Origin of the sequence: Kitasatospora sp. NPDC058184, from assembly GCF_042883725.1 — a bacterium.
In the GTDB taxonomy this organism is placed as follows: domain Bacteria; phylum Actinomycetota; class Actinomycetes; order Streptomycetales; family Streptomycetaceae; genus Kitasatospora.
Genome location: NZ_JBHVVE010000003.1, coordinates 258,582 through 280,707, shown reverse-complemented (window position 1 = coordinate 280,707; position 22,126 = coordinate 258,582). Strand labels below are relative to the sequence as shown.

Annotated in this window: 15 protein-coding genes; 7 read left to right on the top strand and 8 right to left on the bottom strand. The window is 74.0% G+C overall.

Going from position 1 to position 22,126, the window contains the following annotated elements; translation table 11 throughout:
• The first annotated feature begins 121 nt into the window (after positions 1 to 121).
• Positions 122 to 1,327, top strand: coding sequence for a methyltransferase, FxLD system (gene fxlM / locus ACFVXH_RS07630; protein ID WP_387821249.1), 1,206 nt, complete (start codon positions 122 to 124; stop codon positions 1,325 to 1,327).
• Positions 1,328 to 1,454: 127 nt separating this feature from the next.
• Here fxlM and ACFVXH_RS07625 read toward each other — a convergent pair whose 3' ends face one another.
• From ACFVXH_RS07625 to ACFVXH_RS07615, 3 genes are all read right to left on the bottom strand, one after another.
• Positions 1,455 to 1,994: an NUDIX hydrolase gene (locus ACFVXH_RS07625; RefSeq protein WP_387821246.1), complete on the bottom strand. Its 540-nt coding sequence runs from the start codon at positions 1,992 to 1,994 to the stop codon at positions 1,455 to 1,457.
• Positions 1,995 to 2,090: 96 nt separating this feature from the next.
• Complete coding sequence (locus tag ACFVXH_RS07620; protein WP_375876237.1) at positions 2,091 to 2,396, bottom strand: hypothetical protein; 306 nt, start codon at positions 2,394 to 2,396, stop codon at positions 2,091 to 2,093.
• A gap of 111 nt (positions 2,397 to 2,507) precedes the next feature.
• Entirely contained in the window at positions 2,508 to 3,290 is a 783-nt protein-coding gene (locus tag ACFVXH_RS07615; protein WP_387821243.1) for an alpha/beta fold hydrolase, read from the bottom strand.
• Positions 3,291 to 3,432: 142 nt separating this feature from the next.
• Here ACFVXH_RS07615 and ACFVXH_RS07610 point away from each other — a divergent pair, with 142 nt between their 5' ends.
• Both ACFVXH_RS07610 and ACFVXH_RS07605 read left to right on the top strand, forming a co-directional pair.
• Complete coding sequence (locus ACFVXH_RS07610) at positions 3,433 to 6,465, top strand: BTAD domain-containing putative transcriptional regulator (protein WP_387821240.1); 3,033 nt, start codon at positions 3,433 to 3,435, stop codon at positions 6,463 to 6,465.
• Between the two features lie 133 nt (positions 6,466 to 6,598).
• Positions 6,599 to 7,156: a hypothetical protein gene (locus ACFVXH_RS07605; protein ID WP_049661056.1), complete on the top strand. Its 558-nt coding sequence runs from the start codon at positions 6,599 to 6,601 to the stop codon at positions 7,154 to 7,156.
• Between the two features lie 150 nt (positions 7,157 to 7,306).
• On the opposite strand, the gene ACFVXH_RS07600 is transcribed toward ACFVXH_RS07605, so the two are convergent.
• The 3 genes from ACFVXH_RS07600 to ACFVXH_RS07590 form a co-directional block, all read right to left on the bottom strand.
• Entirely contained in the window at positions 7,307 to 9,148 is a 1,842-nt protein-coding gene (locus ACFVXH_RS07600) for a serine/threonine protein kinase (RefSeq protein ID WP_387821236.1), read from the bottom strand.
• A 250-nt stretch (positions 9,149 to 9,398) separates the two neighbouring features.
• A complete protein-coding gene (locus tag ACFVXH_RS07595; protein WP_387821233.1) occupies positions 9,399 to 10,760 on the bottom strand; it encodes a hypothetical protein in 1,362 nt (453 codons plus the stop codon).
• Positions 10,761 to 10,822: 62 nt separating this feature from the next.
• Entirely contained in the window at positions 10,823 to 12,076 is a 1,254-nt protein-coding gene (locus tag ACFVXH_RS07590) for a phosphatidylserine decarboxylase (protein ID WP_387821230.1), read from the bottom strand.
• 480 nt (positions 12,077 to 12,556) lie between these two features.
• Here ACFVXH_RS07590 and ACFVXH_RS07585 point away from each other — a divergent pair, with 480 nt between their 5' ends.
• Positions 12,557 to 13,339: a pyridoxamine 5'-phosphate oxidase family protein gene (locus ACFVXH_RS07585; protein ID WP_387821227.1), complete on the top strand. Its 783-nt coding sequence runs from the start codon at positions 12,557 to 12,559 to the stop codon at positions 13,337 to 13,339.
• 67 nt (positions 13,340 to 13,406) lie between these two features.
• Here the strand turns inward: ACFVXH_RS07585 and ACFVXH_RS07580 are convergent, their stop codons facing one another.
• Positions 13,407 to 17,264, bottom strand: coding sequence for a phosphodiester glycosidase family protein (locus tag ACFVXH_RS07580; protein WP_387821218.1), 3,858 nt, complete (start codon positions 17,262 to 17,264; stop codon positions 13,407 to 13,409).
• 296 nt (positions 17,265 to 17,560) lie between these two features.
• Here ACFVXH_RS07580 and ACFVXH_RS07575 point away from each other — a divergent pair, with 296 nt between their 5' ends.
• Complete coding sequence (locus tag ACFVXH_RS07575) at positions 17,561 to 18,427, top strand: MerR family transcriptional regulator (protein WP_387821215.1); 867 nt, start codon at positions 17,561 to 17,563, stop codon at positions 18,425 to 18,427.
• A gap of 438 nt (positions 18,428 to 18,865) precedes the next feature.
• Positions 18,866 to 20,278, top strand: a complete 1,413-nt coding sequence (locus ACFVXH_RS07570; protein WP_049649936.1) for an MFS transporter — start codon at positions 18,866 to 18,868, stop codon at positions 20,276 to 20,278.
• Between the two features lie 77 nt (positions 20,279 to 20,355).
• Here the strand turns inward: ACFVXH_RS07570 and ACFVXH_RS07565 are convergent, their stop codons facing one another.
• The gene (locus ACFVXH_RS07565) at positions 20,356 to 20,781 is read right to left on the bottom strand and encodes an NUDIX domain-containing protein (RefSeq protein ID WP_074005315.1); all 426 of its coding nucleotides are present in this window, start codon (positions 20,779 to 20,781) and stop codon (positions 20,356 to 20,358) included.
• A 210-nt stretch (positions 20,782 to 20,991) separates the two neighbouring features.
• Between ACFVXH_RS07565 and ACFVXH_RS07560 the strand changes: the two genes are divergently transcribed.
• Positions 20,992 to 22,095 (top strand): NADH:flavin oxidoreductase/NADH oxidase, encoded by a 1,104-nt coding sequence (locus ACFVXH_RS07560; protein WP_387821211.1) that lies wholly within the window; start codon positions 20,992 to 20,994, stop codon positions 22,093 to 22,095.
• The last annotated feature ends 31 nt before the right edge of the window (positions 22,096 to 22,126 follow it).

Sequence of the window (22,126 nt, the reverse complement as noted above, 5' to 3'; positions counted from 1 at the left end):
TAGCTGAGGAGACTCCGACTTGGGGGCACACTCGGCTGGCTTCTGGCCGATGTCCTGGGTGACATCACGCTCTGCCGGAATGTCACACGCACCAACCCCTTGAGCAGAAAAAGGTATTCGGATGATGGCCATTGATGACTCGACGGTCCGCGATCCCGACGTGCTGCGTGCGGCCATGGTCCGCGCGCTGCGTGACCAGGACGGGATCAGGTCCGAGCCTGTCGCCGCCGCCTTCGCCACGGTGCCCCGCCACCTGTTCGCGCCGGACGCGCCGGTGGAGGTCGTCTACGACCTCCACCGCACCGTGCCGGTCAAGCAGGACGAGAACGGCCTGGAGCTCAGCGTCATGTCCGCGGCCCACCTGCAGGCCGTGATGCTGGAGCAGGCCGGCGTCGAGCCCGGAATGAGGGCACTGGAGATCGGATCCGGCGGCGTCAACGCCGCCTACCTGGCGGAACTCGTCGGGAAGCAGGGTGAGGTCATCACCGTCGACATCGACCGCGACGTGATCGACCGGGCCCGGCGGTGCCTGGACGACGCGGGATACCCGCAGGTTCGGACGGTCCTGGCCGACGGTGAGGGCGGCGTACCGGACAGCGCCCCGTACGACCTGATCATCGTGACGGCAGCCGCGTGGGACATCCCCCCGTCGTGGATTGACGGGCTGACGCCGACCGGCCGTCTCGTCGTTCCGCTGACGGTCTGCGGCACGACCCGTTCGATCGCCTTCGACCGCGACGGCGAGGGTCTGGTAAGCCGTTCCTACAGCCTGGCCCGGTTCGTGCCGATGCAGGGCGAAGGGGCGGCCAAGGAACGCAAGGTGATGCTGCGCGGGGGCGTCGCCGTGCAGAGCGACGACGCCCGGGTAACGCTCGACGCGCAGGCGCTGAACAGCGCGCTGGACACGCCCCGCCTGGACCGCTGGTCCGGGGAGGCGTACGACCAGCCCGACGAGCTGGAGCTCTACCTCACACTCAACCTGTCGAGCCCGGCCCGCCTGCACGCCGCCAACGACGTGGTCGAGCGCGGCCTCGTGGAGGCGTCCGCCCTGTTCGGAGTGCCCGCCCTGGTGAGCGAGGACAGCTTCGCCTACCGCACCCGCCGCGAGAACGCGGCCACCGGCGGCTTCGAGAGCGGCGTGGTCGCCCACGGACTCGACGCCCAAGCGCTCGCCGACGAGTACGTCACGCTGCTTCGCCGCTGGGCCCGCGACCACCGCCGCCGCGGCGCCGCGACGTTGCGCTACCTGCCCAACCCCGCGCCCGCCCCCCTGCCCCGGAACCCCGTCCTGCGCCGCCACGGCACCGTCACGGCGACCTGGCACTGAGACTCCCGGGCCCCGCACCGGGGCCCGGGTGCACCATCAACCCATCGTCATCCGCTGCAGCACCCGCCACTGATCGCCGATCCTCCGGCAGCTCACCGCCTGTTTCCCCAGGTGAGTGCTTGCCCTGTCACAGGAGGTTCAGCGCGTCCAGGGCAAGGTAGGCGGCGGCGGTGTCGGTCATCTCGCCGCCGCGCAGGACGCGGGTGCGGAACTCCCGCAGGTCGACGGTGACGACGTCGATGAACTCGTTGCGCTCCGGCCGCGGTTCGGCGACCTTGACGCAGTCGGTGGCGACGAAGGCGTAGCGGCGGACGTCGGAGTAGGCGTCCAGCCAGTACGAGCCGGCGGCGCGGACCTGGCCCCGGTAGCCGGTCTCCTCCAGCAGCTCGCGGGCGGCGGCATCCACCGCCTGTTCGCCGGGGTCCACGAGGCCGCCGGGCAGTTCGTACAGCACGCGGTCGGGGCCGGGCCGGTACTGGCGGGCGAGGATGACGCGCCGGTCGGGGGTGAGGGCGAGCACCGCGCCGCCCGGGTTCTCGCGCTTGAGGTAGAACTCCTCCGTCCTGCCGTCGGGCAGCTCGAACCCGACGCGGTCGACGGACCGTCCGAACTTGCTGAAGACGGTGGTGCGTTCACGTTCGCGCCACGACGCGGTGGTGTCGGTCATGACCGGGACTGTACGGGCCTGCTCGGTCGCCGGGCCCGCCCACCGCGGGCGGCGGCGGGCTCGCCGACCGGACAGCCGACTCCCGGGCCCGGCGGGTCAGTTGTCGTTGTTGACCTTGGTGTACGCCGCGCTGTAGCCGGTCGGGCAGTAGAGGGTGTCGCTGCCGTTGCCCATGTGCCAGAGGCCGTAGACGGTCGTCTGGTTGCCCTTGACGTTGTCGTTGTTGCAGACCAGCACCAGCTGCCAGTGGTTCTTCGTGGCGGTGGTCTGGCAGCTCACCGAGCCCCAGTTCGTCCCCTGGGTGGTGCTGCAGTACGAGGTCGCCGAGGCGCTCGGCGCCGCCATCACACCGGCGGCCACCAGCAGTGCCGCACCCGCCCCCAGAGCCGCGATTCGACGCATGGCCTTCTCCCTTGTCGTGTGTCCGGACAACGTGAGCGGTCAGCATGCCGAAGATGTGATCGGTTGTATCCACCGGCGACACGACTGGCCGAAACCGGTCCTTCCGCTTACCTACTGGGCGGTGGTGAGGAAGTCCAGGACGAGGGGGCTCGCGGTGGTGCGGAACTCCTCGAAGTAGGCGTGCCGGGCGCCGGGGAGCACGTGCAGGCGGGCGCCGGGGATGCGGGCGGCGAGCAGGGGGGCGTTGGCGGCGGGGTTGAGCCGGTCGTCGGCGCCGTGGACGACCAGGGTGGGGGCGCCGATGGCCGGCAGGAGGTCCCAGGCGTCGTGCCGGTTGCTGGCCGCGAGGTGGCGGCGGCGGGCGTGGACGGGCATGGCGGGGTCGCCGAGGGTGTGGTGCGGGCCGGGGTGGGAGTCGAGCCACCGGGGGGTGTACATCAGCTCCAGCAGGGCCTGTCGCGCGGCCTCGGGGTCGGGTTGCGCCAGGGCGCGGCGGACGTCGGCGCCGCGTTCGACGCCGTGCGGGCCGCCGGGTGAGGTGCAGCCGAGGACCAGGGCGCGCACCCGGTGCGGGTGGCGGGCGGCGAGCTGCTGGGCCACCCGTCCGCCCATGGAGGTGCCGTAGACGTCGGCCCGGTCGATGCCGAGGTCGTCGAGGACGGCGACGACGTCCCGGGCGAACTGTTCGGTGCTGTACGGGGTGTCGGGCTTGTCGCTGCCGCCGGTGCCGCGGTGGTCGAGGGTGAGGGTGGCGCGGGCGGGGTGGAAGTCGGCGCGGACCGCGTCCCACCAGTGGTGGTCGTTGGCCTGGCCGGCCAGCAGGACCAGCGGCGCCCCTTCGCCGCGCAGCTGGTAGGCGATCCGGGTGCCGTCCGGTGCCGTCGCGTGCGTCATGGTCTCCCCCTCGATCCCGGGCCGGCGGCCAGGGTATCCCCGTACTCCCGGACGGGCCCGGGGCCTCGTCCCTGACCAGGGGTGATGCGGTCGGTACAATGCGCGGCCGGGGGATCGTGTGCGGGCGGAGGGGGATTGGCCGGTGGGTGGTTTACGGTTCACGGTGCTGGGGCCGCTGCGGGGGTGGCGGGACGGCGGCGAGCTCGTGCTCGGATCGCCGCAGCAGCGGAGCCTGTTGCTCGCGCTGCTGCTGAGGGCCAACCACCCGGTGTCGACCGGTCAGTTGGTCGACGACCTGTGGGGCGATGATCCGCCCGCCAAGCCCTCCGCCGTGATCCGGACGTACGTCCACCGCCTGCGCCGCGTCCTGGGGCCCGCCGCGCCGACCACGCTCAGCGGGGGCTACCTGTTCGCCCTGGACGCCGGCGGGCTGGACACCCACCGGGTCGAGGAACTCCTCGGCGAGGCGCGGGAGCTGCGCACCGCCGGGCAGCACGCCCGCGCCGCCGCCGTGCTCCGCTCGGCGCTGGCGCTGTGGCGGGGCGAGCCGATGACCGGGCTGCCCGGCCCGTACGCCGAGCGGCAGCGCGGCGAGTGGGCCGAGCGCCGGGTGACCGTCCTGGAGTCCTGTCTGGAGGCCGAGGTCGAGGCCGGGCCGTCCGGCGAGGCCGTCGCCGAACTGGCCGCCGTGGTGGCCGAGTACCCGCTCCGGGAGCGGTTCTCCGAACTGCTGATGCTCGCCCTCTACCGGACCGGCCGGCAGGCGGAGGCCCTGGGCGTGTACCGCGCGGCGGACCGGCGGCTGCGGGCGCAGCTCGGCGTCTCGGCCGGGCCCGGGTTGCGCGAGTTGCAGCGCCGGATCCTGGTGGCCGACGCCGCGCTCGTGGCGCCCGCGCCCACCTCGGCGTCCACGTCCTCGCCCTCGGCCACGCCCACCTCCTCGCCCGCACCGACAACGGCCCGGCCCGCCGCCGCGGCCCGCGCGCCGTACCCGGCGGCGGTCCGGCCGACCCAAGTCCCGGCCGACCTCGCCGACTTCACCGGCCGCGAGGCGCAGACCGAGGCGCTGCGGGCCGTCCTGCTCTCCCCCGGCACCATGCCCGTGGCGACGGTGTCGGGCCTGGGCGGCGTGGGCAAGACGGCGCTGGCCGTCCACGTCGCGCACACGCTGGCCGCGGACTTCCCCGACGGCCAGCTCTACCTGGACCTGCACGGGGCCGACGGCCGCCCGACCCGGCCCGAGGAGGCGGTGGGCGCCTTCCTGCGGTCCCTGGGCGTGCCGCCGGAGGGGCTGGCGCCCGGGCTCGCCGAACGCTCCGCCCAGTTCCGCTCGTTGCTCTCGGGCCGGCGGGTGCTGGTGGTCCTCGACAACGCCCGGGACGCCGAGCAGATCAGGCCGCTGCTGCCCGGCCGGGCGGGCTGCGCGGTGCTCGTCACCAGCCGGGCCAGGCTCGGTTCGCTTCCCAACGCGCACGTCGTCGAGCTGACCGCGTTCGCCCCGCAGGAGGCCCTGGGCCTGCTCGAACGGGTGGTCGGCGGGCAGCGGCTGCGGGCCGAGGCGGACACCGCCGGGGAGCTCGTGCGGCTCTGCGGCCACCTCCCGCTGGCCGTACGGATCCTCGCCGCGCGCCTCGCCTGCCGGCCGGGCTGGTCGATGGCCCGGCTGCTCGACAAGCTGGCCGGGGACCGCCGGCGGCTGGACGTGCTGCGCGCCGGGGACCTCGCCGTCGAGTCGGCGTTCCGCTTCGGCTACGACCAGCTGACGCCCGAACAGGCCCGGGCCTTCCGCCTGTTGGCGGTGCCGGAGGTGCCCGACCTGTCGCCGGGGGCGGTCGCGGCGGTGCTCGGCCTGCCCGAGCGGGAGGCCGAGGAGCTGGCCGAGTCGCTGGTCGACTGCTCGATGCTGGAGACCGCGCCGCCGGACCGCTACCGGTACCACGACCTGCTGCGCGCCTTCGCCCTGCAGCTCGCCCCGGAGGGGGAAGCGGAGGCGGAGGGGGACCGGCCGGCCGCCGTCCTCACCCGCCTGGTGGCCCGTCACCACGGCGAGACCGTCGCGGCCCTCGGCCCGGCCGCCGCCCGCGCCGCCCTGCCGTTCACCGGTGCCGCCGCCCGTGGCGTTGGCTGCGGTACGGCGGCGGCCCACGGCCGCGGCGACTACCGCGGCATCGGCGCGCTGGTCGGCCAGTACGCCGCCCTCCCCGAGCCGCCCCGGCTCGACCTGGCGGCCGAACTGCTGCTCGGCTACGTCCTGTTGTGCGAGACCGGCCAGGCCGCCCGGCCGCTCGGGCACGCGGCCAAGGTGCTGCTCCACGCCGCCGTCCGCGCGGGCGACCGGACGGGCGAGGTCAGGGCCCGGCTGGTGCTCGGACGGCTGCTGACCGAGGTCGGCTCCGAACCCGCGGCCCTCGCCGAGCTGTTCAGGGCCCGCGACCTGTGCACCGCCCACGATCTGCCGGGGCCGCTGCTCGCCCTGGCCCATGCCTCGCTGGCCGCCCTGTTCGCCCAGGTCGGCCGGCCGGGCGACGCGGTCGACGGCTTCACGGCGGCGATCTCGGTGTGGGAGCGGCTCGGCGACCGGCGCTCGGTGGCGGCCGAACTGCTCGACCTGGCGGGCGCGTTCATCGGGCTCGGCCGGTCCGAGGCGGCGGTGCGCGTCGTCGACCAGTCGCTGCTGATCTGCCACGAGCTCGCCGACCACGAACTCCAGGCGCTCGCCCTGGACTCGTTGGGGACGATCGCCCACGACCGCGGCGAGTACGAGCAGGCCCTGCGCCACCACCGCAACGCCCTGGCCCTGCTGCGGCCGGACGACCGGCGCCGCACCGGCCGTACGCTGCTGCGGCTCGCCGAGTCGCTGCGCGCCGTCGGCCGCGGCGAGGAGGCGGTGGCGGCGGCCGGGCGGGCGGTGGAGGTGCTGACGCTCGACGGCGACCGCCGGGGGCGGGGGCTGGCCCTGGCGGCGCTCGGCGACGCGCTCGCCGACCGCGCGGCCGACGAGGGCACCGAGGACACCGGGGATGCCGGGAACGCGGCCCGGGCGCACCGGTCGGAGGCCTACGACATCCTGGCCTCCATCGGCTCCCCCGAGGCCGCCCGGCTGCGCGAGCTGATCGGCCCGGCCCGCCCCGCCGTCCGGCCGCGCCGGCAGTGGCCGTCCTGGCTGCCGGCGTGACCCGCCGGAGGTCCGCCCGGTCCGGCGAGCCGACCTGGGGGCGCCTCCGAGGGGGACGGGGGGACGCCGGCAGGTCCAGGGCGCGGACAAAACCGGTATCTCCGAGTGCGGGCGCCCTGGCAGACTCCCCGCCATGGCCAACTCCTACGCGCGACCGGTCCTGAGGACGGCGGACCTCGACGAGGCCCTGCGGGCCGCCGGGCGGTTGCTGGATCTCGCCGACACCCGGGAGCTCGAGGTCGACTTCGACGCGCGCGTTCCCGACGCGCGGGCCCTCGAACGGCTCCTGGGCCTCCTGCCGGGTGCCGAGTGGTGGGCCGACGGCGCCGGACACGGCTCCTCCGACAGGGGTGACCCGCCGTCGGCCCACCTCCCGGTCCGGTTGATGGGCTGGGGCATGTCCGCGGACGTGGTGCGGCCGGTCCTGGCGGCGGCGGGGGCATGCCCGGTGTCGGTCCGCTGGGACTTCTCCGGCTGGCCGGAGGCTCCCGACATCGGCCTCGGTGCCGGAGGTCCCAGGGGCGCCTACGTGACGGTCTGCGCGCATGCCCGGGACCTCGACCTGACGGAGCCGGCGGCCGACCACACGGTGTTCGTGCACGTCAAGCATGTCGAGGCCGAACGCGCCCCGTGGCTGGCGGCACGAGTCGGCCTCCAGGTGATCGGCGAGCTGGTGATGGCCCCGTGGTGACCCGGGTCCGTGGCACCGCCCGCAGCGCCGCCCCGGCCCCCGGATCGCGGACGAACCCGGCGTCGTCCGCGTCGTAGTCGTACAGCTCGCCGTCGCGGCCCCGGTCGACGGCGGTCTCCGGTCGGAGCCGGGCAGTCGGCTCCCGGCGGCTCAGTTGAACGTCCACACCTGGTTCTGCGCGCCCGTGCAGGACGCCACGTGGGTCCCGACGCCGATGCCCTCGGACGTCAGGCACAGCTGGGTGGCGACGTTGGCGATCCGGTAGCCGCCCGGGACCTGCGCGATGGCCCAGACCTGGTTCCAGTCGGCCGGCGGGCTCGTCCAGATCTGCACCAGTCCGCTCCTGCGGTCCTGGTCCAGCACCTTGGTGAAGTTGCTGGAGGCGTTGCGCAGGTAGTACATCCCGTCGGCGACCCGGTCCAGCCGCCAGAGCTGCGCCGCCGTGCCGTTGGCGAAGTAGGTGCCGACGGTGTTGCCGTCCTGGTCGTTGGAGGAGTAGTTGTCCAGCGCGCCGTTGGTGCCGGTGATCCGTGCCTCGGCGGGCAGTTGCGGTTTGGGCTGCGGCGTGGGCTGGGCGGACTGCGTCGGGGTCGCGGGCGTGGTGGGGGTGGCCGGTTCGCCGGGGGCGGGGCGGTCCGGGGCGGCGGAGGTCGGCGCGGGCGCGGCCGGGCTCTGGCCCGCGGCGGGGGCGGGGGCCGGGGCGGCGGGCGCGGCGGGGACCGGCGCGGACGGCGGGGCGGCGGACGGGGCGTACGGCGGGGCGGTGGCCGGTCCGGGCCCGGCGGCGGGCGCGGGGCTCTCACCCGTGCCCGGTCCGCCCGACGGTACGGGGGCCTGCGCGGGGGCGGACGGCTGTCCGGCGGGCGGGCGGCCGGCCTCGACGAGGGCGGCGGCCCCCGCCACCGCGGACCCGGCCGCGGGCCCGGCGACGGCGGCGCCGGGCGGCGTGGCGTCCCGGCCGGGCCGTACCACCGTCGCCCCGGCGGCCCCGGCCACGCAGAGCAGCGTCAGTGCCGTCACCCCGGCCAGCGCCCGCAGGCGGCGCCCGGCCCGGGGTATCCGCCGGGCAACGGACCGGGCGAGGGGCCGGTGCAGGCCCGACGGCGGCGCCGCTTCGCCCGCCGCACCGCCCGCCGCTTCGCCCGCCGCGAGGGCCCGGCGCAGCGCCGCGGCCATCGTCGCCGCGTCGGGCCAGCGCTCGCCGGGGTCCTTGGCCATCGCCCGCTCGACCACCGCGCGCACCGGCGCGGGCACGTCCCCGGGCAGCGGCGGCACGGGCTCCGTCAGGTGCTTGAGGATCAGTTCGAGGGCGGTCTCCCCGTCGTACGGGAGCCTCCCGGCGAGGCACTCGTAGAGGACCACGCCGAGCGCGTAGAGGTCCGCCGAGGCGGTGACCGTCCCGGTGGAGGCCTGTTCCGGCGCCTGGTAGGCGGCGGTGCCCAGCACCACCCCGGGTACGGTGAACCGGGGGTCGCAGGCGGGGCCGGCGATGCCGAAGTCCGCGATCACCGTCCGGTCGCCGTTGACCATCAGGTTGGCGGGTTTGATGTCCTGGTGGACCACCCCGGACGCGTGCGCGGCCTCCAGCGCCTCCAGCACCTGGAGGGCCAGCCGCAGCGCCTCGGCCACCGGCAGGACTCCGCGCCGCTCCAGGACGGCGCTCAGCGGCTGGCCGTCGATCAGCTCCATCACCAGGTAGCCGACCGGGCGCCGCCCGTACGCACCGCCGTGCCCGTCGCCGTGCGCGTCGCCGCCGCTGTGCCCGTAGTCGTACACGCCGACGATGCCCGGGTGCCGCAGCCGGGCCATGACGCGGGCCTCGGCGTGGAAGCGCTCGGCGAAGCCGGGCTCGTCCAGCAGGGCCGGCTTCACCACCTTGACCGCCACCCGGCGGCCCAGGACCTCGTCCTCGGCGAGCCACACGTCGCCCATCGACCCGCCGCCGAGCCAGTCCACCAGCCGGTAGCGGTCGGCGAGCACGGTGCCGCGCAATGCTTCTCCCTGAATCGAGCCCGAGGGGGCCGGAGCGGATCCGGGGGCCGGCCCGGTCCCCTGGGCGCGCCCTGGTCCGGGACGCCCTCCGAGGATCGTGGCACCGGCTGATAGTTACTGACTTGCCATCATATGAATGATGTTCAGCTCGGGCCATCACCACCCCGCGCCCGCGGCACCACGAACGGCGGGGCGGCACCGCAGTGCCGCCCCGCCGTCCGATCAACTCCCCGGCGCCGTCGCCGGTCCGCTACGCGAGCGGTCCCTGCGGGTCGTGCCCGTGGAAGGGACGCTCGAAGAGCCAGTTGTAGAGCATCTCCCGGCAGGTCTCCGGCTGGTACGCCGGCACCTCGTGACCGGAGTCGGGGATGGACACCTGCGTCAGGTTGCCGCGCTGACGGACGAAGCCCTTGGGGTCGCCCGGCGGCTGCTGCCAGATCAGACGGGGCGCGCCGTGCCACTCCGGGTCGCGGTCCCGCATGAGCCTGTCGAGGATCTCCTCGGTGCTCCGGAAGCCGCAGGCGGTGTCGAAGTTCCCGGTGTAGAGCAGCACCTTGTAGCGCTTGATGCCCCCGTCGCTCCTGTCGATGAGCGCGCCGTACTTGTCGGACGCGTCCGCCATGTTGTCCTCTACCAGGGCATCGGCCACCGGGCCGCTGTTGTCCTCGCACGTCCACTCGAGCCCGAGCGGCACGTGCAGGGCCTTCCTGACGGGATCGGTGTTCAGGTACGCCTTCAGCGTCTCCCAGGGCAGGCCCTTCCAGCCCCGGGCGTCGTAGATGTCGAAGTTCCCGCCGTAGGCCAGGGTCTTGTCCACCAGGGCGTTGCCGTCCTTGGTGGCCTGGACCATGCTGCCTTCCTTGATCTCGGCCTGGACCTTCGCGTAGTCCCGGAGCAGTTCCTCGCGCTGGCCGAGGCCGATGAATCCGGTGGTGTAGACGTAGTCGATCATGAGGCCCAGCGAGAGCTCGGGGGTGATCCAGCCGTTGCCCACCGCGATCCCGCGCAGGTCGATGTGCTGTCCCGCCTTCCGCCCGTTCTGCTTGTCGATCTCCAGGGCGATCGCCGGCACGTACTTGCCGGCGTAGCTCTCGCCGCAGACGTACAGCGGGCACTTCGCGTACTCGGGGTGCAGCTGGAAGAACTTCTGGAGCGCCTGCCAGAACATGTGGCCGAGTTCGGCCTCGTCCTCGACGTACTCGTCGTGCTTGGGGTCGTCGGAGTGGCTGTACCCGGCGCCCAGGGGCTGGTCCCAGTAGAGGAGGTGCGCCTCCTGGTTCCAGCTGGTGGTGGTCAGCGACACGGTCCCGACGGTGTCCTCGGTGATGGTCAGCGGGCCGTTCTCCAGGAAGAGCCCGATCAGCGAGGAGGCGCCGGGGCCTCCGTTGAGCCAGATCACCAGCGGTGTGGCGCTGATCAGGTCCTGCTGGTCGGCGACGGGCACGTGGGGGCTGCAGGTCTGGCTCTCGAAGAACCAGTAGAAGAGGTTGTTCTTCGCGGTGCCCGTGCCGTCGAGCTGTACGCGCCCCGCGTAGGAGCGGACCCCCAGCTCGAGGCTCTTGGTGTCGAGGAGGTTCGCCGGGATCGACGTGACGAGGTCGTCCGGGTCCATGGTTCAGTCCTTCGTTCGGAAGCGGGTCAACGGAATCGAGGGGATCGACGGGATCAGCAGGATCACCGGGCGAACGGGATGCCCCGGCGGGACTGCGCGTGGTGGGGGTGGCTGAACAGCCCGTTCGTCCGCTCCGGGTCCTCAAGGGTCCCGATGCGCTGCCCCATGTGCAGCTGCAGGGCCGGGAAGCGGCCGTGCTCGAACAGCAGGATGTTCAGGGAGCCGCCGTACTGGAAGTTCCCGATCTTCTGGCCCTTCGTCACCGGGACGGGCTTCTGGGGGTTCTTGAAGTCCGCTTCGTACTGCACGGAGCCGATCGAGTTGAGGCCGACGGTCACCATCGCCACGTGCGTCTCGTGCTTGCCCCCCCTGGGGTCGGTGAACATCGTCCTGAAGATGAGGTATCCGCGGCGGAAGGTGTCGAACATCTCGTAGTCGAACCCGTAGCCGACGTTCCCCTTGTTGAGGAGCTCGGGGAAGTCCCGCATCCCGTAGTAGATTCCGTGGACGTCGTCGTGGGACTCCACGACCTCACCCGCTACCGGCGCGTGGTACCAGTGGTAGGTGTCGGGCATCAGGATGCACGACACGGCCGTGCCCCCGGGGAGCATCCTGCCGCCCTCCTCCCTGGGGACGAACCTCTTGTAGTACTCGGAACCGGCGAGCAGCTGCTTGACGTTCATGGTGACCGTCTTGACCGGGATCGGCGTCTCCTCGGCCAGGTCGTCGACGATCATGTTGATGACGCAGTCGGTCGGGGCGACCACCACACTGTTGTCGTCCTGGGCGTCGATCGGGCGCTTGCCGTCCTTCAGCTCCCGGATGAAGAACTGGTTGAAGGTGGCCCAGGGGCCGTCCTCGAAGTCCTCCATCCTCGTGCCGAGTTCGCTCTCCCAGAGCTTGATGAGCTTCTGCCCGTCCTTCCCCGTGTCGTCCATCTGGTCGCCCTGCAGGTTGGTGAAGTCCTTGGTCATCTCCAGGCCGGGACCGCAGGTCACGAAGACCATCCCGTAGTCGTTCTCGTAGGTGAGCCAGCTGAACTTCTCGATGTAGTCCAGGCCGTCGTTGGGCTTCGTCGTGGTCCAGTTGGTGTACCACTCCGCGAAGAACTTCTTCAGATCCTCGATGCCCTTCCCCTGCCAGTCGTAGTACACCTTCTTTCCATCGGGATCGGTCGGGTCGGCCGGACACTTCACCACGTTGGCGATCGTCGCGTCGAACAGGGTCTTGAAGCCCTCGTGATTGGTGCGGTACCAGTCGTCGATCCTGTCGAGGAAATCTTTGAGGGGCTTCGGGTACTCGTCGTTGTCCGGCATGACTCTCCCTTTCGCATCCGCCGCGGAGGCGTCCCCTTTCGGATCGCCTCTCCGGTCTCGGCGTCCACGAGTATGGTTGCGCCCCGGCCCGCCGCCGACCGGACACGCATGGGCGTCACCGGTCCGTGAATCCCCTTGCCGGTATGAGGAATTACCCCTCCCGCAATCGATCGGAAAAGCCGAAACGTTCTTCCGGCCGCCTCGACCGGCCCCCGTCAGCCGACCGGCCGAAGCCGCCGGCCACGGCCGCGGGGCGCTCCCGCTCCAACGGCGGACGGCCGGATGGCGCATCGGAACGTCCCGGCGTCCCGCGGTCGCGGCCGGCGGGGTCGTTGCTCTGGCGGGGTGATCCGCCACCGCCGTGCGCACGTTGGGGCCCGTCGAGCGCCCGCCGTGCCGTAGGCATGACCCGTGTCCCGGGCCCGCTCCCGTCACCCGCGGAGCCGGGCCCCTCCCCTCCCCCGTCGTGAAGGAGTCGCCATGCCCGCCATGTCCCAGGAACCGGGCACCGTCACAGGGTCGTCGGACGCCGCGGCGTTCGCCAAGAGGACACAGGTGAGCACCGACCCGAACGACTGGGTCCCCGTCCTCAAGGCGGGCTTCGTCTGCACCGTCGCCCACCTCGAGATCAGCACTCCGGGCGACCGGTTGACGATCAGGCCGAGGTGCGTCCCCATGGTCTACGCCTACCACGAGGAAGGCGGCCGGAGGCTCCTCTACCTGCACGGGTCCATCTACTACCCGACCGGGATCCCGGTCTCGCTGAAGCACCTGTGGAGCGAGGACGGCGTGTCCGTCTCCCTGGCCGTCACCCTCGTCGACGGCCTCGTCGTCGGACGCGCGGCCATCAGCACCTCGCTCAACTACCGCTCCGTCGTCGTCAACGGCGTCGCCAGGAAGGTCGACCCCTCCGGGCGCGCGAAGGCCTTCGAAGCGCTCAGCGACCAGATCATCCCCGGTCGATGGGGTGAGCTGCGCCCCATCGACGACAAGGACCTGAACACGGACGGGCAGCACATGCCCACCACCGGGGTCCTCTCCGTCGACCTCGGCGAGGAGGGAACGACGGTCCACGCCAAACTGGCGACCCACCCCGAGGGGCCCGAACACGAGACCGACCGGGACCGGAAGTACCCCCACGCCTGGGGCGGCGTCCTCGCCGTACGCCAGACCTACGGCGAGCCCGTCCCCGACCAGTACGCCCAGGGCGTCCCCGTCCCCAAGTCCGTCCAGGACCTCGTCAAGAGCCACCGGGCCACGTAGGACACGGCACCGCAGGCCCGGACCGTGCGTCACGGTCCGGGCCTGCGGTGGGGTTACTGACGGTCCGTCACAGTGCGGCGCACTGGCCGCCCTTCGGGCCGCTCACGGTGTTGGCGAGGCCGCCGTTCACCGGGGCCGGGGTGTTGCCGGAGCAGTCCAGCGGGCCGCGCACGGTGGTGCCGGCCAGCAGGGTGGCGCCCTTGTTGAGCGCGAGGTGGAGCGGGCCGGACAGGGTGGCGCGCAGGATCGCCGTGGTGCCGGTGGTGCCGCTGACGGCGACCGGGCCGTTCACGGTGGTGTCGCTCAGCACCAGGGTGGTCGCGCCGCGGGCGGAGAGCGGGCCGGACAGGGTGGAGTCCAGCGCGACCAGGGAGGCTCCGGGCTGCACCAGGACCGGGCCGTCGACGGTGGCGCCCTGGAGGCAGGTGACGCCCGAGGTGACGGCGAGCGAGGAGTGCCGGCCGCGCACGGTGGTGGTGCAGGCGGGCAACGCGCCGACGGTGAGCGGCTGTTCGGCCTTCACCCCGCCGACGGTGACGCTCAGCGTCCCGCTGCCGGGGCGCAGCCCGGTCAGGGTGGCGGTGGCCGGGTCGTAGGCGGCGACGGCGGTGCGCGGGGCGCTCGCGGCGGTGCCGATGTGCACGGCGGTGCCGCCCCACTGGGCGGTGACGGGCCAGGCGACGGGCACGGTGCGTTCGCCGTCCTGGGTGAAGGTGGCGTGGACGGGGGCGGTTTCGAGCAGGCCGAGGGCGGTGGGGGCCTGGAGGTCGACGGTGTCGGCGCGGGCGCGGACCTCGGCGCGCAGCCAGGCGGAGGTGTCGTCGGCGGTGGCGTAGGGGTCGGTGACGCGGCCGGCGGCGGGGTTGACGCCGAGCATCGTCCAGCCGGTGAAGCCGCCGCGGTCGGGTTCGGCGGCGGGGCCCTTGCCGGAGTTGCCGTTGATCAGGTGCGGGACGCCGTCGATGCTCTGGGCGTGGAAGGCGCCGACGTGGCCGGTGACCATGGCGGCGGACTTGCCCTTGGTGCGGAAGTCGGCGAGCCACTGCTCGACGAGGGCGGCCTCCTTGCGGTCGCCGAGTTGGCTGCCCTGGTCGGGCAGCGGGTCGCGGGTGGGGTGGTGCTCGAAGAGCAGCAGGCCGGTGACGGACGGGTCCTGGGCCGCGCTGTCGAGGGCGGTGCGCAGGGTGGCGATCTGGTCGAAGCCGCTGCCGCGCAGGGTGCCGAGCGAGCTGTTGAGGGTGACGAAGCGGGTGCCCTTGACGTCGAAGACCTGGGTGGTGTCGCCGAAGGCGGCCTTGAAGTTGTCGATGGTGCCGGGGCCCATGACCTCGTGGTTGCCGGGCACGTAGTGCCAGGGGACGGTGTGGCCGGTGAGCTGGTCGAACTCGTCGAGGAGCGTGCGGGCGAGGGCGAAGTCGGCGGGGGCGGCCTCGTCGACGAAGTCGCCGTCGATGACGAGGAGTTCGGGTTTGGCGGCGGCGATGTCGCGCAGGGTGCGGCGGGCGGCCTGGACGATGTCGCTGTCGGGGCTGCGGGCGATGAACTGGGCGTCGGACATGACGGCGACGCGCAGCGGGCGGCCGTCGACGGTGCCGTTGGTGAGCACGACGGGGTCGGTGACCTTGGGCTGGGCGGGCAGTTCGACGTCGGGGGCGACCTTGACGCGCAGGTCGGCGAGGGTGAGGGCGCCGGTGTAGGAGCGGGCGGCGCTGGTCTCCATCAGGCGGAAGCGCTGGAAGGTGAGCGGGTACTGGACGCCGGCGGGGACGGGGAACTCGACCTTGCGCCAGCCGGTCCAGGTGACCATCGGGGCGTCGAGGTTGGCGGTGACGCCGGCGGCGGTGCGGTACTGGACGCGCGGCCAGGCGCCGTTGCCGTCGCCCTCGATCCACATCGTGATGGAGCGGGGCTGGCCGGGCAGCACGATGCCCTCGGGGGCGATGGCGTACTGGCCGCGGGTGCCGGTGGAGTGGGTGAAGTCGTAGGCCAGGCGCAGGCCGTGGGTGCCGTCGGGGCCGGGGGCGGGGGCCGTCGAGCCGCCGGGGGCGCGGTCGTTGCCGGACTTCCAGGCGGCGGCGTCGGAGAAGTCGGCGAACGGCTTCTCGGTCATGCCGACGGTGACGGCGACGGCGCTCTCCAGGGTGCCGACGGTCAGTTTGAGGGTGGCGGACTTCCCGTCGGCCAGGGCCTTGAGGGCGATGGTGCCGTCGGGGGCGGCGCTCGTCTCGACCACGCCCTCGCCGCCGGTGACCTTGACGTCGGCGGCCTCGACGGGTGCGGTGTGGCCGAGCGCGTCGTAGCCGGTGACGGTGAGGCGGGCGGTGGCGCCGGCGCCTTCGAGGGCGATCGGCGCGCTGCCGGCGCTGACGCGTACCGCCGGGCCGAGCACGGTCAGCGGCAGGACGGCCTTCGCGGCGCCGGTGGCGGTGACGGCGACCTCGGCGGCGCCGGGGGCGCGGCCGGTGACGACGGCGTCCAGGCCGCGGCCCTCGACGCTCGCGGTGGCGCCGGTGGCGGTGGACCACGCGGTGGCGGGCGGCGTCGCGGTGACGGCGCCGCAGGCCTCGTCGTGGGGCAGGGCGCGCACGGTGCGGTGCAGGCCGGGGAAGAGGCGGGCGGCGGTGTCCACGGCCGGGGCCGGGCGCAGCCGGAAGCCCTTGGCCTGGCCGGATCCGGGGGTGGAGAACAGGCCGAGGCCGTTGGCGACGGCGCGTTCCCCGCCGTTGTCGGAGGGGCTGCTGACGGTGCCGGCCCGCTCGGCGCCGGGCAGGCGGGCGGCCATCGCGGCGGAGCCGCCGCCGTCCATGTTGAGCGCGTTGTGGGCGCCCATGTCGCGCAGCAGGACGGCGAGGTCGGGCAGGCTGATGCCGGGGCTGTCGGCCTGCCGGCCGTCGACGGTGACCAGGTACATGCGCCGGTTGTCGGCCGAGAAGCCCACGGCCGTGCGGGCGTTGAGCTCGTTGCCGTCGTTCTCGCCGGAGCGCTGGGCGACGCCGTCGGCGACCAGGACCTGGTAGCCGCCGATGGCGACGGCGACCTCTCCGAAGGAGGCGCGCGGGCGGTAGCCGACGGAGACCCGGTCGCCGGGCCCGAGGTCGCGCAGGGCGCGGGCGCCGGCCTCGCGGCCGACCAGGACGGTGGCGCCCTCGGGGACGGCGGCGCCGAGCGTGTCGCGGACGGCGGTGACCCGGCCGTCGCGCAGTTCGACCTCGGCGACCTCGGCGGAGCCGTTGGCGACGTTGCCGCGGGTGGCGTCGCCCCAGGCGGGGGTGAAGACGCCGACGCCGTCGGCGGGCAGGCCGTAGGTGTTGACGCCGTTCAGCGTCAGCTCGCGGCCGCCGGGCAGGCTCGCGTGGCCCTCCAGGAAGACCTGGGCCATCCGGGCGAGGCCGTCGGTGCCGACGGTGACGGCCTGGTTCCAGCCCTCGACGGGGGCCTGGACCAGGCCGTCCTTGCGGGAGACGCCGACGCCGAGGGGGGCCTCGGAGGCGTTCATGTCGAAGTAGTCGCCGTTGATCGCGGCGACGGCTCCGGCGCCGCGGGCCATGTCGGTGACGCTCTGGCGGGTGGTCACCTTGCCGGAGGAGAGGTAGTCGACGCTCAGGCCCTCGGTGTCCAGGTCGGCGACGAGGACCTTGCCGCGGATCCAGCCCGGGCCGCCGAGGCGGTCGAAGGAGGTCATGGTCAGGCCGGGGGCGATGGGGGTGACCTCGCGGCGGGTGACCACCGACTCGCCGGGGCGGTCCAGGACCAGGTCGGGGTCGGCTTGTGCCCGGCTCTGCGCGGGGGCGTCGGTGGGGGCGGGGGCGGCCCAGGCGGGTGCGGCGAGGCCGGGTAGGCCGGCGGCCAGCGCGGTGGCCAGCGCGAGCGCGCCCAGGGCGCGGCGGCGGGTGCGGGTGCGGGTGCCGGCGGGCGGGGGTGGCATGGGGGTCTCCTCGTGCGGCGGCGGGCTCGGGCGTCTCCGGCGGCGTGCGGGGCGCCGGAAGTGCCGTTCGCCTGCGGACGGTGCGGCCCGGGGGCGTTTCCTCCCAGGCCGCGGGAAGTCAACCGTGCACGGACGGCCTCCAGTTCACGCGCCGGTGAACCGGCCCGCTCGGCGCCGCGAACAGGCGGGCGGATCCGGTGGGAAGGCTGACGTACCGCCATAAAGGGGGTGCGGCTCGCCCCCTCGGCGTTCGGCCGTTTGCCCCTCCCCCTGGGGCAGGGGGCACAGTGGCGGGCGTGCAGGACGACACGATCACCATCGGCGAACTCGCCGCCCGGACCAGGCTCAGCCTCAAGGCCCTGCGGCTCTACGGCGCGCGGGGGCTGCTGCCGCCCGCCCTGGTCGACCCGCGCACCGGCGTGCGGCGGTACGGCCCGGCGCAGGTCCAGCGGGCCCGGCGGATCGCGCTGCTGCGCGCCGCCGGGCTGCCACTGGCGCGGATCGCGGCGGTGCTGGACGCGGCCGAGTCGGACGGCGACGCGGGCGAGCGGGAGCTGCTGGCGTACTGGCGGGAGCGGGAGGCCGAGCACGCGGCCCGCCGGGAGGCAGTGGGCTACGCCCGCGAGGTCCTGGCCGGACGGGGCACGGCCGTGTTCGAGGTCGCCGAGCGCGACGTGCCCGAGCAGTACGTCCTGTTCGTCCGGCGGCACGTGGACGCCGCCGCGCTGCCCGGCTTCCTCGCCGAGGCCTCCGGGCTGCTGCTCGGCCGGCTGCGGGAGGCGGGGGCGTGCCTGTCGGGGCCGCTGTTCGCGGTCTACCACGGCCTGGTGGGCGAGGACTGCGAGGCCCTGGTCGAGGTCTGCGCCCCCACCCCGAACGCGGTCGGGCCGCACGGCCCGTTCGCGGTGCGCATCGAGCCCGCGCACCGCGAGGCGTACACCGCCCTGACCCGCCGGCGCACCGCCGCGATGGCCGCCGCCCACGACGCGGTCGCCGCCTGGGTCGCCGCGCGCGGGTACGGGCGGGGCGGGCCGAACCGGGAGGTGTACCACCCGAACTGGGCGACCGCCGGGCCGCGGGAGCACGTCGCGGACGTCGCCGTGCCGCTGGCGGTCGCGGGCGCGGGCGCGGGCGCGGACCGGCGGCCCTCGGAGAGGAGCTGACGACGGGCTCACAACGGGCTGATGCCGCGCTCACGGCGGGCTCGTGACGGCGCCCCGGCGGTGACGCGGCGGGGTCGGTCCCGTACGGACGGGCACCGCCCCGGTGTGGAATGGGCCACATTCCAGGGGCCGTTGACGGTCCGAAGTGACCAGGGTCACGTCCGGCGCGCGTTCGCGGCGCCCGGCGGCGCGGCCCCGTGGCGGAACTGGGCGGGCGCCGTGGCGGCACGGGCGAAGGGCCCGTCCGCTTCGGGACCTTGGTCGCGAATCCCCTCGACCTTCGCCCCGGTGGCGCCCCCTCGGAACCGGGGCAACCGTGGACGGTCGCCCGTTGTGACCGGGCGGTGGCGCCGTCCGAGGTGGGCGGCGTCTTCCCCTGCCGTCTACCCGGCGCACGGTGCGCAGTGCGTGCCGTACGCTCCGGAGGACCCCAAGTACATGTCCCAGACCATCGACAACGCCCCGTATACCGCGTTCCACCGCAGGCTGGCCCTCGCCTGTTCGGGCGGACCCCTGCTCGACGGCTACATCCTGAGCATCGTCGGCGTCGCCCTGATCGGGATGCGCCCGGACCTCGGGCTCTCCACCGCCGAGGTCAGCCTGATCGGCGCCGCCGCCCTGGTCGGCATGTTCGTCGGCGGCGCGCTCTTCGGCGTGCTGACCGACAAGATCGGCCGGGAGGTGATGTACACCGCCGACCTGCTCGTGATGGTCGCCTGCTCGGTGCTCTCCTTCTGGGTGGACGCGGTGTGGGCGATCACCCTGCTGCGCTTCGTGCTCGGCATGGCCGTGGCCGCCGACTACCCCATCGCCACCTCGCTGCTCGCCGAGTGGCTGCCCGCCAAGAAGCGCGGCCGCCTGCTCGGGCAGCAGATCGTCGCCTGGTACGCCGGCTCGGTGCTCGCCTACGTGGTGGGCTACCTGTTCCTGGAGCTGGCCGGACCGGGCAGCTGGCGGTGGATGCTGGCGAGCTCCACGGTGCTGTGCGTGGTGTTCCTGGTGATCCGCCGCGGCTCGCCGGAGTCGCCGCGCTGGCTGGCCGCCAACGGGCGGGTCGGTGACGCGGTGCGGGTGGTCGAGAAGCACCTCGGGGTCCGGGTCGACGGCCGGGAGCTGATGCCCGATCCGGCCGAGCGCGGCCGCCCCGCCGGACTGCGCCTGCTGCTGACCCAGCCCTACCGGCGCCGCACCCTGTTCTGCGGCCTGTTCTTCATGTGCCAGGTCGGCCCGCTGTTCGCGATGCTCACCTTCGGCCCGCAGATCCTCTCCTCCTTCGGCATGCCGGGCGGCACCGTGATGGAGACCCTCGGCACCGGCCTGATCAGCCTCGTCTTCCTGCTCGGCTGCTACCCGGCGCTGCGCCTGATCGACACCCGCGGCCGGCGGCCCGTCATCATCTGGTCCTTCGCGCTGATGACCGTCCCGCTGGCGCTGCTGGGCGTGTGGCCCACCGCCCCGGCCGCGATCGCGCTGCTGGCGCTGTGCGCGTACGCCTTCCTGTGCGGCGGGCCCAACGTGCTCGACTGGACGTACCCCAACGAGCTGTTCCCGACCGAGATCCGGGCCACCGCCGTGGGCGTCGCCACCTCGGTGAGCCGGATCGGCGCGGCCGTCGGCACCTACCTGCTGCCGCTGTCGCTGACCGGGCTGGGCACCGGCCCGACCATGCTGATCGCCGCCGGGGTCACCGCCCTCGGGCTGCTGGTCTGCGTGGCGTGGGCGGAGGAGACCCGCGGCACCGCGCTGGGCGCCTCCCCCGCTGCCCCTGCTGCCCCTGCTGGTGCCTCCGCCGGCGCGCGGACCGCGCGGGGCGCCGTTCCGGCGCAGCGGGTGGCGCAGACGGCGCGCTGACGGAGGACCGTCCGTGCCGCTTCGGCCCCCGCCCGCCTGGGCGGGGGCCGAAACGGTTTCCGGGCCGGGCCCGCGGGTCAGGCCAGGTCGCCGCGTTCGCGCAGCAGGGGCAGGAGGTGGTCGCGGACGGCGGGGGCCAGGCGCAGGGTGTCGTCGCGGCCGTCGGTCCAGCGCAGGTCGGCGAGTTCGGCGGCGGGGACGGGCTCGCGGTCCAGGGTGGCGGTGAAGACGGTCATCAGCATGGGCACGCCTTCGAGGGCGGCGGTGGCGCGGATGTCGGTGAGGTGGCGGGGGTCGACCGGGGCCGCGCCGAGCTCCTCGCCCAGTTCGCGGGCCAGTGCCTGGAGGGCGTCCTCGCCGGGGTCGGGCTTGCCGCCGGGGAGGTAGAAGACCTCGGGGGCGGCCTGCTTGCTGACGACCAGGAGCCGGCCGTCCTGGATGATCGCGGCGGCGGCGACGGTGAGGGGCGTTTCCGGGATGCTGGTGGCTGCGGATTCGATCATGGAAGCGATTGTCGCAGGTGGGAGGGTGTCGGGAGGGCGCGCCGACGGGGAACCCTTGCGAGTCCGTGCGCACGCAACTATTGTTTACGAATGTAAATGCAGCTGCAAAAGTTGCATGCTCGCCCTTGCATCGCCCTGCGTCCCTTGCTCCACCCCGCATCCTTGCTTCACCTGCGTCCTGGCGTCAGCCGACCCCACCGGGAGTCCGACATGAGCACCTCTCTCTTCGCCCCGCTCACCCTGCGGTCCCTGACCGTCCCCAACCGGATCTGGATGCCGGCGATGTGCCAGTACAGCGCGGCCCCGGACGGCGCCGCGGCCGGCGTCCCGACCGACTGGCACTTCACCCACCTCGCGGCCCGCGCCGCCGGCGGCACCGGGCTGATCATCACGGAGGCCACCGCGGTCAGCCCCGAGGGACGCATCAGCCCGTACGACCTCGGCATCTGGAACGACGAGCAGGCCGCCGCCTTCCGCCGGATCACCGCGTTCCTGAAGAGCCAGGGCACCGTCCCGGCCATCCAGCTCGCCCACGCCGGCCGCAAGGCCTCCACCGAGCGCACCTGGGTCGACCGCGGACGCCCCGTCGCCCCGGACGAGGAGCACGGCTGGACCCCGGTCGGCCCCGGCGCCGAGGCCTTCTCCCCCGCCCACACCACGCCGGACGAGCTCACCGAGGAGCAGATCGGCGAGATCGTGCGGCAGTTCGCCGACGCCGCCCGGCGCGCGCTCGACGCCGGCTTCCAGGTCGCCGAGGTCCACGGCGCCCACGGCTACCTCGTGCATCAGTTCCTCTCCCCCCACACCAACCGGCGCACCGACGGCTACGGCGGCTCCTTCGAGGGCCGCATCCGCTTCGCGCTGGAGGTCGTCGACGCCGTCCGCTCGGTGTGGCCCGAGGACCTGCCGGTCTTCTTCCGCGTGTCCGCGACCGACTGGCTCACCGAGAACCCGGAGGACGGCCGCGAGGGCTGGACCTCCCAGGACACCGTCCGCCTCGCCAAGGAGCTCCGGGCCCACGGCGTCGACCTGCTCGACGTCTCCACCGGCGGCCTCGTCCCCGACGCCCGGATCGAGGCCGCGCCCGGCTTCCAGGTGCCCTTCGCCGAGGCCGTACGCCGCGAGACCGACCTGCCAGTGGCCGCCGTCGGCCTGATCACCGACCCCGCCCAGGCCCAGGCCCTCCTCACCGAAGGCCGCACCGACGCCGTCCTGATCGGCCGCGAACTGCTGCGCGACCCCTACTGGGCCCGCCACGCCGCCACCACCCTCGGCGCCGAAGTCACCACCCCCATCCAGTACCACCGCTCCTGACCCCTTGGCCCGTCCCGGAGTGGGAAGTCGG